Genomic DNA, 12,698 nt, shown 5'->3' with positions numbered 1-12,698 from the left:
TGCCTACTCGTCGTCGTCCATGAACGCCGCGTTGAGCAGATCGTCGAGGTCCATGTCCGCGATGTCCTTCTGCCCGGTCCGCGCGGCGGTCGGCGTCGCATCGCCGTGGCCGTCGGCTTCGTTCGCCAGCGCGAGCAGCAACTCCAGGACGCCGGCCTGCCGCAGGCGCTTGACCGGAATGGACGCCACCACGCGCTGGAGCTCGGCCTCCCCGGGAGCCGCCGCCGGAGCCTGCTGCACGCCGCTGCCGACCAGCTCGTGATGCATGTAGCCGGCCAGCGCCGCGGAGTTGGGATAGTCGAAGATCAGTGTCGGAGACAGCGCGAGCCCGGTGGCGGCCTTGAGCCGGTTGCGCATCTCGACGGCGGTCAGCGAGTCGAAACCCAGCTCCTGGAATGCCCGGTCCGGGTGGATGGCGTCCGGCGTGGTGTTGCCCAGCACGGTGGCGATGTGCGAACGCACCAGGTCGAGCAGGACCGCGTGCTGCTCGTCCTCGGGCAGCCCGTCCAGGCGTTGCAGCAACGCTGATTTCGACTTCGCGGCGGCCAGCGAGTCGTCCACCTGACGCCGCGCTGGGGCGTTGATCAGGTCGACGAACATCGGCGGCAACGTGCCTGCGTCGAACTTCGCGCGCAGCGCGACGAGGTCGATGCGGGCGGGCAGCAGGAACGGCTCCGCGACAATCATTGCGGTGTCCATCAATTGGAGGGCCTCGGCCGAGGTCATCGCCACGATCCCGTCGCGGGCCAGGCGGGCGAGGTCGACGGTCTCCAGGCCGCCGGTCATCGCGCTGGCCTGATCCCACAGGCCCCACCCGAGCGAGATCGCGGGCAGGCCATGCGCCTGCCGGTGGGCGGCCAGCGCGTCCAGGAAGGAGTTGCCCGCCGCATAGTTGGCCTGGCCGGCCGCGCCCGCGAGCCCCGCGATCGACGAGAACATCACGAATGCCGACAGATCCAGGTCGCGGGTGAGCTCGTGCAGGTTCCAGGCCGCGTCCACCTTGGCCCGCAACGCCACATCCATCCGCTCGGGGGTCAGCGAAGTCACCACCGCGTCGTCGAGCGCGCCGGCGGCGTGGATGACGCCCGACAGCGGATGCTGCACCGGGATGTCGGCGATCACCTTGGCCAGCGCCTCCCGGTCGGCGGCGTCGCACGCCACCACCTGCACGCGGGCGCCGGCCGCGGCCAGCTCGGCCGAAAGTTCCTGCGCCCCCGGCGCGTCCGGGCCGCGTCGGCTGACCAACAGCAGGTCGCGCACCCCATGGTGAGTCACCACGTGGCGCGCCAGCGCGGAACCCGCCATGCCGGTACCGCCGGTGATCAGGACGGTGCCGCTACCCAGGGCGCCGCCGTGAGCGCCGGGTACCGTCATCACGACCTTGCCGACGTGACGCGCCTGGCTCAGGTACCGCAACGCCGCGGCGGCCCGGCGGATGTCGAACCGGGTCACCGGCAACGGCCGCAGGATTGCGGCGTCGAACATGTCGGCCAGGTCGGTGAGCATCCGCTGGATGTGATCCGGGCCCGCCTCGAAGAGGTCGAAGGCGCGATAGCGCACACCCGGGTGCTGGTGGGCGACCTCGCCGGCGTCGCGGACATCGGTCTTGCCCATCTCCAGGAAGACGCCGCCGGGTGCGACCAATCGCAGTGAGGCGTCGACGAATTCACCGGCGAGCGAATCCAGCACGATGTCCATGCCGGCACCGCCGGTGACCGCGCGAAACTTCTCCTCGAAGTCCAGGCTGCGTGAATCCGCGATGTGGTCTTCGTCGAAGCCCATGCCCCGCAACGTGTCCCACTTCCCGCGGCTGGCGGTGGCGAACACCTCGAGGCCCCACTGCCGGGCCAGCTGGACCGCGGCGCTGCCCACGCCGCCTGTCGCGGCGTGCACGAGGATCCGCTGCCCGGGCCGCGCCTCGGCCAGGGTGGTCAGCGCGTAGTAGGCGGTGGCGAAGCCGACCGGGGCGGTGGCCGCCGCCGCGTCCGACCAGTCGGCGGGAACCTTGAGCAGCAGCCGCTCGTCGGTGGTTGCGATGGTGCCGGTCCCGTCGGGGAACAGGCCGGCGACTCGGTCTCCAACCGCGAAACGGCTTGCCGCTGTTCCGGTCTCGATGACCACGCCGGCCGCCTCTACCCCCATCGCCGCATCCGGGTCCGGGTAGAGACCCAGCGCGATCATCACGTCGCGGAAGTTGGCGGCCATCGTACGGGTCGCGATGCGCACGTGCCGCGGCGCGAGCGGAGCGTCCGCGTCGGGCACCGGTTCGGCCCGCAGGTTTTCGAACGTGCCCGGGCTGGACATCCCCAGCCGCCACGCGCCGTCGGTGGGCAGCGACAGCAGGCCGTCCACCGCGCGGCTGCCGTGCACACGCGCGATGTGCGGCTGCCCGCCCCGCAGCACGACCTGCGGGTCGCCCGCCGCCAACGCGGCGGCGATCGCCGTATCATCCAGCGGCGCATCCGAATCCACCAACACGATGCGTCCGGGGTGTTCGGTCTGCGCCGACCGCACCAATCCCCACACCGCCGCGCCCGCGAGGTCGGTGACGTCCTCGCCCGGCAACGCGATCGCGCCGCGGGTGAGCACCACCAGCGTGCCCGCATGCTGCTCGGACAACCAGGACTGCACCGCGGCCAGCGCGTCGCGTGTCGCCGAGCGGACGCCGGCCACCGGATCTCCGGTGACCGCGGCCGATTCGAACAGCTGGTAAGACGGGACCTCGGGTGCCTCGGCCGGCACCACCGCGGGTGTCCAGTCCACCTCGAAGAGCCGATCCCCCGCGGAACCCGCCAGCGCCGCCTTCAGCTGCTGGTCGGTCACCGGGCGGGCCACCATCGACGCCACCGACAAGACCGGCAACCCCAACCCGTCGGCCAGCTCGATCGATACCGCCGACGGCGTCGTCCGCACGATCCGCGCCCGCAGCGCCGACGCCCCTGCGGCATGCAACGACACGCCCTGCCAGGAGAACGGCACCAACACCGAGCCCTGCAAGCCGTCTTCCGGGCCTTGCGCGGCCAGCAGCACCGCGTGCAGCGCCGCGTCCAGCATCACCGGGTGGACGCCGAACCCTGCCACCGCCACCCCGGCGTCCGCGGGCAGAGCCACCTCAGCGAACACTTCGTCGCCGCGACGCCACATCGCGGTCAGGCCACGGAAGGCGGGCCCATAGCCGTAGCCGCGTTCGGCCAGCCGTTCGTACCCGTCGGCGACGTCCACCGCGACCGCGCCGACGGGCGGCCACACCGACAGGTCCGAAACGGGCGCCGCCGAGCCCGCGCTCAGGGCGCCCTCGGCGTGCAACAGCCAGCCGGAACCGCTTTCGGCGCGCGAGAACACCGACACCGGTCGGGCCCCGGTGTCATCCGGGCCGCCGACCACGACCTGGATCGCCACCGACCCGGTGGCCGGGAGTACCAGCGGGGCAGCCAGATTCAGTTCGTCGACGACGCCGCAGCCCACCTCGTCGCCGGCGCGGATCACCAGGTCCACGAATCCGGCGCCCGGGAACAGCACGACCCCGCCGACGGCGTGGTCGGCCAGCCAGCCCTGCGCGCTCGGCGACAGCCGACCGGTCAGCAGCATGCCGCCCGAGGCCGGTAGTTCCACCACCGCGCCCAGCAGCGGGTGCTCGCCGGCCCGCAAGCCCAGCCCGGCCGCATCGGCGACGCCGCCCGCCGCGGAGAGCCAGAACCGCCGCCGTTCAAAGGCATACGTCGGCAACGGCACCAGGTCGGCGGCGCCGATCGCGCCGCGCCAGTCGACGTCCATGCCGCCGACGTAGCCCTGGGCGACGGCGGTCGTCAGGGTGACCGGTTCCGGGCGGTCCTTGCGCAGCGACGACATCGTGATCACCGGCGAGTCGGGCAGCGATTCCTCGATAGCCGCCATCAGGCCGCTGCCGGGCCCGACCTCGAGGAAGCGGCAACCGCCGGCCGCGTGCACGAAGCGGACGCTGTCGGCGAACCGGACCGCTTCGCGCACATGCCGTTTCCAGTACGCCGCGGACGCGAAGTCGTCGCCCGCCAGCTGTCCCGTCACGTTCGACACGATCGGGATGGTCGGCTGACCGGCAACGAAGCTGGCCGCGACGGTTCCGAATTCGTCGATCATCGGATCCATCAGCGGGGAATGGAAGGCGTGCGAGACCGCCAGGCGGTGGACTCGGTGGCCGTCCGCCCGCAGCTTGGTGGCCGCGGCGACGACGGCGTCCTCGGCGCCCGAAATCACCACCGACGCCGGGCCGTTGACGGCCGCGATGCCGACCTCGTTGCCGAGCAGCGGCGTCACCTCTGCTTCGGTGGCCTGCACGGCGATCATCGCCCCGCCCGGGGGCAACGCCTGCATGAAACGGCCGCGGGCGACCACCAGGATTGCGGCGTTCTCCAGCGAGAGGACATCCGCGACGTGGGCCGCGGACAACTCACCGATCGAGTGGCCCATCACGAAGTCGGGTCGCACACCCCAGGATTCCAGCAACCGGAACAGGGCGACCTCCACCGCGAACAGCGCCGGTTGTGCGAATTCGGTGGTATTCAGCAGGTTCTCGTCGCCACCCCACATCACGTCGCGCAGCGGGCGCAGCAGGTGGCGGTCCAGTTCGGCGACGGCGGTGTCGAAGGCCGCAGCGAATGCCGGGTAGGCCGCGTGCAATTCCCGTCCCATGCCGAGCAGTTGGGCGCCCTGGCCGGGGAAGACGAACACCGTCTTGCCACCGGGCTGGGCCGTGCCCCGAATGACGCTGCCGGCCAGCTCGTCTGCGGCCAGCTCATCCAGGCCGGCCAGCAGGTGCTCCCGGTCCGTGCCGACCACCACGGCGCGGTGCGAGAAGGCCGTCCGGCCCGCCAGCGTGTATGCGACGTCGGCCGTATCCGCTTCGTCATGGCCGCGCAGGTGGGCGGCCAGCCGAGAAGCCTGCGCCGCCAACGCCGTCGGCGACTTCGCCGAGACCACCCACGGCACCACCACCGGCGGGTTCCCGCGTTCGACCCGAGCCGCCTCCTCGGGCGCGGACTCGATGATCACGTGCGCATTTGTGCCACTGATCCCGAACGACGACACCCCCGCCCGACGCGGCGCACCGGCCGGCCAAGGCTGCGGCTCGGTCAACAACGACACCGACCCCACCGACCAATCCACATGCGGAGAAGGCACATCCACATGCAACGTCGCCGGCAACACCCCATGGCGCATCGCCTGCACCATCTTGATCACACCCGCCACCCCAGCAGCAGCCTGCGTATGACCCATATTCGACTTAATCGACCCCAACCACAGCGGCTTTCCGGGCTCGTCGGCCCTGCCGCGCTCGGCACCATACGTCGCCAACAACGCCTGCGCCTCAATCGGATCACCCAACGTGGTACCGGTCCCATGACCCTCCACCACATCGACCTCAGCCGCACTCAACCCCGCATTGGCCAACGCCGCCCGCACCACCCGCTGCTGCGACGGCCCATTCGGCGCAGTCAACCCATTCGACGCACCATCCTGATTCACCGCCGAACCCCGCACCACCGCCAACACCGGATGCCCCAACCGCCGCGCATCCGACAGCCGCTCCACCACGAGCATGCCGCCGCCCTCGGCGAATCCGGTGCCGTCGGCAGCGCCGGCGAAGGCCTTGCAGCGACCGTCCGGCGACAGCCCGCGCATGCGACTGAATTCCACGAAGATGTCGGGTGTGGCGTTGACGGTCACGCCGCCGGCCAGGGCCAGATCGCACTCCCCGGAACGCAGCGACTGCACCGCCATATGCAACGCCACCAACGACGACGAACACGCCGTATCCACCGACACCGCCGGGCCCTCCAGACCCAGCGCGTAGGACACCCGTCCCGACGCGACACTCGTCGACTGGCCGGTCAGCCGGAAGCCTTCCAGGGCCTTCGCGCCTTCCGGCGCGCCGATGCCGTAGCCCTGGGTGTAGACCCCGGCGAACACCCCGGTGGCGCTGCCGCGCAACCCGCCGGGATCAATCCCGGCCCGCTCCAACGCCTCCCACGACAACTCCAGGAACATGCGCTGCTGCGGGTCCATCGCCAGCGCCTCACTGGGCGCGATACCGAAAAACGCCGCATCGAAGTCCGCGACCCCGTCGACGAAGCCCCCGGTGCGGGTGTAGCACGACCCTGCGACGTCGGGGTCGGGGTTGTACAGCCCGGCCAGGTCCCAGCCGCGGTCGCTGGGGAACGCGGAGAGCACGTCGCGGCCGTCGGCCACCAGTTGCCACAGGCTCTCGGGGCTGTCGACGCCGCCCGGGTATCGGCAGGACATGCCGACGATCGCGATGGAGTCGTCGCCCGTGACGCGCACCGCGGGCGCGTGCTTGATTTCCTGTGGGGCACCGGCAAGTTCGGCGCGGATGTAGGACGCCAGGCCGCTGGGCGTGGGGTAGTCGAAAATGAGCGTGGGGGAAAGCGCAAGTCCGGTCGCGGCTTTGAGCCGGTTGCGCATCTCGACCGCCGTCAGCGAGTCAAAGCCCAACTCCTGGAATGCTTTGTCGGGGTCGATCGCCTCGGGCGCGATGGTGCCCAGCACCGTGGCGATGTGGGAGCGCACAAGATCCAATACGACGGCGTGCTGCTCGGTCTCGCTCAGCCCCTGCAGGCGGTGCGCCAGGGCGGATTTCGACTTGGCGGCGGCCAGCGATTCGTCGACCTTGCGCCGGGTCGGGGCGTTGACCAGGTCGGCGAACATCGGGGGCACCGCGACCGCGTGGGCGCGCAGTGCGGCCACATCGATGCGGGCGGGCGCCAGGAACGGCTCGTCGACGATCAGCGCGGTGTCGAACAGCTCCATCGCCTCGTCGGAGGACAGCGCCAGGATGCCGTCGCGGCCCAGGCGGGCCCGGTCGGCGGCGGCCAGGTTCCCGGTCATCGCGCTGGCCTGATCCCACAACCCCCAGGCCAGCGATACGGCCGGCAGCCGGTGCGCACGCCGGTGGGCGGCCAACGCGTCCAGGAACGAGTTGGCTGCCGCATAGTTGCCCTGGCCCGACGAGCCCACCAGCCCGGCCATCGACGAAAACATCACGAACGCAGTCAGATTCAGGTCGCTTGTCAGTTCGTGCAGGTTCCAGGCCGCATCGACCTTGGCCCGCAGCACCGCATCGACCCGCTCGGGCGTCAGCGACGTCACCACCGCATCGTCCAGGACCCCGGCGGCGTGGACAACCGCCGAGAGCGGATGCTGCACCGGAATGTCGGCGATCACCTTGGCCAACGCTTCCCGGTCGGCGGCGTCGCAGGCGACCAGCTGAACGTGCGCGCCGGCCGCACCCAGCTCGGCCGCCAGGTCCCGCGCCCCCGCCGCGTCCGGGCCGCGGCGGCTCACCAACACCAGGTTCCGGACCCCGTGCCGGGCCACCACGTGGCGGGCCAGCACCGAACCGGCCATGCCGGTACCACCGGTGATCAGCACGGTGCCGCCGCCGAGGGCGCCGACATTATCGGAAGGCAGCGTCATGACGACCTTGCCGACGTGGCGCGCCTGGCTCAGGTAACGCAGCGCCGCCTCGGCGCGGCGGATGTCGAACGTCGTGACCGGCAACGGCCGCAGCACACCGGCGTCGAACAGCTCCGCGAGGTCCACCATCCACTGATGCATCCGCGGCCGGCCGGGCTCGAACAGGTCGAATGCGCGGTAGCGCACTCCTGGGTACTCCTCCGCGACGGCACCGGGGTCGCGGATGTCGGTCTTGCCCATCTCCAGGAAGATCCCGCCGGGTTTGACCAGTCGCAGTGAGGCGTCGACGAATTCGCCGGCCAGCGAGTCCAGCACGATATCCATGCCGCCGACGGAACGGAACTTCTCCTCGAACTCGAGGCTGCGCGAGTCGGAGATGTGGTCCTCGTCGAAGCCCATGGCCCGCAACGTGTCCCACTTGCCGCGGCTGGCGGTGGCGAACACCTCCAGACCCAGGTGCCGGGCCAATTGCACGGCGGCCATGCCCACGCCTCCGGCGGCGGCGTGCACCAGGACCCGCTGCCCGGGCCTGGCCTCGGCCAAGTGCACGAACGCCATGTAGGCGGTGGTGAATACGGCTGAGATGGCGGCGGCTTCCGGGTAGGACCAGTCGGCCGGCATCGGTTGCAGGATGCGGACGTCGCCGGCGACGAGGGTGCCGTGGCCGTCGGGGAAGAATCCGTACACCGAGTCGCCGACGGCGAATTCGGTGACGCCGGGCCCGACTTCGACGACGACGCCGGCACCTTCGCCGCCGAGCAGGCCGTCGTGGGTGAACATGCCCAGCGTGATCATGATGTCGCGGAAGTTCGCGGCGACGGCGCGCAGCGCCACCCGAACCTGGCCGGGCTGCAACGGCGCATCCGCGTTGGGAACCGGTTGCAACTGCAGGTTCTCGAAGGTGCCCGCGCTGCTGATGCCCAGCCGCCACGGGCCGTCGGCCGGCGGAACGAGGATCCCGTCGACCGCGCGACTGCCCCGCACCCGCGCGGTGTACGCCTGTCCCCCCCGCAGCAGCACCTGGGGCTCGCCGACCGCCAGCGCCGCGGCCACCGAGGAATCATCCAGGGGCACGTCGGAATCCAGCAAAACGAAACGGCCCGGGTGCTCGGCCTGCGCCGAGCGCACCAGTCCCCACACCGCGGCACCCGCGACGTCGGTGATGTCCTGCCCCGCCAATCCCGCGGCGCCCCGCGTCGCCACCAGCAGCACGCCGGAGTCCCGCTCGGTCAGCCACGACTGGATGGCGGCCAACGCCCGGTGCGTGCGCTCGTAGGTCGCAACCACCGGATCCTGTTCGGCGGCAATCGATTCGAAAATCTCGCAGGCTGGCGTGACGCCGCTCGCCGCGGACGTCGGCAACCACTGCACCTCGAACAGCCGGTCGGGTCCCGCGCCGGACAGCGCGGCCCGCAACTGCTGCTCGCTCACCGGCCGGGCCACCATCGACGCCACCGACAGGACCGGCAATCCCAGTCCGTCGGCGAGTTCGATGGAGACGCCATTGGCGCCTGACGGCGCGATCCGTGCCCGCACCGCCGACGCGCCCGCGGCGTGCAACGACACGCCCTGCCAGGAGAACGGCAGCACCAGTTCGGCATCCCGGTTGGCGATCACCGCGGCATGCAGCGTCGCGTCCAGCAACGCCGGGTGCATCCCGAAGCCGCCGACACCCCCGGCCGCGTCCGGAAGCGTTACCTCGGCGAATATTTCGTCGCCGCGCGCCCACATCGACGTCAGGCCCCGGAAGGCGGGGCCGTAGCCGTAGCCGTGGGCCGCCAGCCGTTCGTAGCCGTCGGTCACGTCGACCGCGACGGCGCCCGCGGGCGGCCATGCCGACAGGTCGACGGTGGGCTCTACCGACGCGGAACCCAGCGTCCCCTCGGCGTGGCAGACCCATGCCGCGTCGGGTTCGGCGCGCGAGTAGATCGAGACGCCACGCTGGCCAGACTCGTCGGCGGCGCTCACCACCGCTTGCACCGCAACCGATCCCGCCGGCGTCAGCAGCAACGGCGTCCGCAGCGTCAGTTCGTCGACCACCGAGCAGCCGACTTCGTCTCCGGCGCGAATCGCCAACTCCACGAAGCCCGTGCCGGGAAACACGACCTGGCCCGAGACCGCGTGATCGGCCAGCCACCCCTGCGCGCCGGCCGACAGCCGGCCGGTCAGTACGACGCCACCCGAGGCGGGCAGGTCCACGACGGCACCCAGCAGCGGATGCTCGCCGGCGCCCAGGCCGAGGCCGGACGCATCGGCCGCGATGCCTTCGCCGGAAAGCCAGAACCGGCGTTTGTCAAAGGCATACGTGGGCAGTTCGACGAAGCCCGCCCCGTCCAGCACGCCACGCCAATCCACGTTCACCCCGGCCACGAAGGCGGCGGCGGCGGACGTCAGGAACCGCTCGAACCCGCCGTCTTCGCGGCCCAGGGTCGGCACGACGGTGACCTCACCCGCGCCGTCCCTGTCGTGGAGGCAGTCGTTGCCGGTGTCCTCGATGCCGGCGATCAGCGCCGGATGCGGGCTGGATTCGACGAAGGTGCGATAGCCGTGTTCGCAGGCGCTGCGCACGGCCTGGTCGAACTGCACGGTCTGACGAATGTTGCGGTACCAGTAGTCGGCATCCAAATCCGCGGTGTCCAAACGGTTCCCGGTGACCGTCGAGAAGAACGCGACGCGCGAGGACCGCGGCTCGATGCCGGCAAGGGCGTCGGCAAGCTCACCGCTAATCGCTTCCACCTCACGCGAATGCGATGCGTAGTCCACGTCGATGCGCCGGGTCCGCAGGTCCTGCTCGGTGCAGACCTCGATCAGCTGCTCCAGCGCGGCCACCTCACCGGAGACCACCACCGCGGAGCGCCCGTTGACGGCGGCGATGCTGATCCGATCGGCGAAGGGAGCCAACAACTCCCGTACCCGCTCGGCGCCGCAGGCGATGGACACCATGCCGCCGGGGTTCGCCAGGTCCCGTAACAGCTTGCTGCGCAACGTCACCACTCGGGCGGCGTCCCGCAGGGACAGCGCACCGGCCACGTAGGCGGCGGCGATTTCGCCCTGCGAATGCCCGATCACCGCGTCCGGGCGCACGCCGACCGACTTCCACAGCTCGGCCAGTGAAACCATCACCGCGAACAGCACCGGCTGAACCACGTCCACGCGGTCCAGGCCGGGCGCGCCGGGAACGCCGCGCAGCACGTCGACCAGCGACCAGTCCACGTATTCGGCGAAGGCGGCGACGCAGGCGTCGATCTGCGTCGCGAATACCGGTGCGGTGTCGAGCAATTCGACGGCCATGCCCGGCCACTGCGACCCCTGGCCGGGGAAGACGAACACCGTCTTGCCGGCGGGCTTCGCGTCGCCGCGCACCACCTCCGTGTCGAGGGCGCCGAGTTCGTCTGCGGCCAGCGCATCCAACCCCGCCAGCAACCGCTCGCGGTTGGCGCCGACGACCACCGCCCGATGCTCGAACACCGAACGCCCCGCCAGCGACCACCCGACGTCGGCGACATCGAGCGCCTCGTCGGCGCGCACGTGCGCCGCCAGCCGAGAAGCCTGCGCCGCCAACGCCGTCGGCGACTTCGCCGAGATCACCCACGGCACGGCAGGGCGCAGCGGCCCGGCCTCGCGCGGTGGCGCGGCGGGCACGGACTCCACGATCACGTGCGCATTCGTGCCACTGATCCCGAACGACGACACCCCCGCCCGACGCGGCGCACCGGCCGGCCAAGGCTGCGACTCGGTCAACAACGACACCGACCCCACCGACCAATCCACATGCGGAGAAGGCACATCCACATGCAACGTCGCCGGCAACACCCCATGGCGCATCGCCTGCACCATCTTGATCACACCCGCCACCCCAGCAGCAGCCTGCGTATGACCCATATTCGACTTAATCGACCCCAACCACAGCGGCTTTCCGGGCTCGTCGGCCCTGCCGCGCTCGGCACCATACGTCGCCAACAACGCCTGCGCCTCAATCGGATCACCCAACGTGGTACCGGTCCCATGACCCTCCACCACATCGACCTCAGCCGCACTCAACCCCGCATTGGCCAACGCCGCCCGCACCACCCGCTGCTGCGACGGCCCATTCGGCGCAGTCAACCCATTCGACGCACCATCCTGATTCACCGCCGAACCCCGCACCACCGCCAACACCGGATGCCCCAACCGCCGCGCATCCGACAACCGCTCGACGATGAGCATCGCCCCGCCCTCGGACCAGCCCACGCCGTCGGCCGCGCCGGCGTACGCCTTGCAGCGACCGTCCGGCGACAGCCCGCGGTGGCGGCTGAACTCCACAAACACCGTCGGGGTGGCGTTCACGGTCGCGCCGCCGGCCAGGGCCAGATCACACTCCCCGGAACGCAGCGACTGCACCGCCATATGCAACGCCACCAACGACGACGAACACGCCGTATCCACCGACACCGCCGGGCCCTCCAGACCCAGGACGTACGACACTCGGCCGGACGCGACGCTGGATGTCATGCCGGTGAGGCGGTAGCCCTCGATCTCTTCGGCCAACATGCCGTAGCCCTGGACGATGAGGCCGGCGAACACCCCGGTGGCGCTGCCGCGCAACCCGCCGGGATCAATGCCGGCCCGCTCCAACGCCTCCCACGACAACTCCAGCAGCATCCGGTGCTGGGGGTCCATCGCCAGCGCCTCACTGGGCGCGATACCGAAAAACGCAGCATCGAAATCCGCAACCCCGTCGACGAAGCCGCCGGTGCGGGCGTAGGTCTTGTGGCGTGCGTCGGGGTCAGGGTCGAACAACCCGGCCACGTCCCAGCCGCGGTCGGTGGGAAACTCGGTCATCACGTCGCGGCCGTCGGCCACCATCTGCCACAGGCTCTCCGGGCTGTCGACCCCGCCCGGGAAGCGGCACGACATCCCGACGATGGCGATCGGCTCGCTGGAGCGTTCCAGCAGGGCACGGTTGGTCCGCTTCAGGCGCTCGACCTGGACCAGCGCCTTGCGCAGCGCCTCGGTCGCGTGCTGAAGCTGATCACCCATCACTACCCTCGCCTACCAACCTCGCCCAACCCTCACTAAAGAATCGCCTCTGACCGCCGGATGCGAGTCACGAAAAGCAGCGGCACGAATGACCCGAAAGACACCGTCGTGCTGCTCGCCGACCCAAGGAATCTCGCTGGTGAGTATGGCCAACTCCGGCGGGATTTCAAAACGTCCGATACTCCCAGCTGCCACGCGACGAACCGATG

1 protein-coding gene is annotated in these 12,698 nt (G+C 70.7%); it reads right to left on the bottom strand.

The window, feature by feature from the left end:
- Nucleotides 1-3 precede the first annotated feature (3 nt).
- Nucleotides 4-12,489 (bottom strand): type I polyketide synthase, encoded by a 12,486-nt coding sequence (locus AC5Y5V_RS10245; RefSeq protein WP_499933693.1) that lies wholly within the window; start codon nucleotides 12,487-12,489, stop codon nucleotides 4-6.
- Between the last annotated feature and the right edge of the window lie 209 nt (nucleotides 12,490-12,698).

It is taken from the genome of Mycobacterium sp. NGS68, from assembly GCF_059812195.1.
Note: the sequence above shows the minus strand (reverse complement) of the source record. Positions and strands in the feature narration are given on the sequence as shown.

Excerpts from the sequence above, each read along its gene's own strand:
- AC5Y5V_RS10245 (WP_499933693.1), bottom strand. The coding sequence starts at position 12,489 with ATGGGTGATCAGCTTCAGCACGCGACCGAGGCGCTGCGCAAGGCGCTG.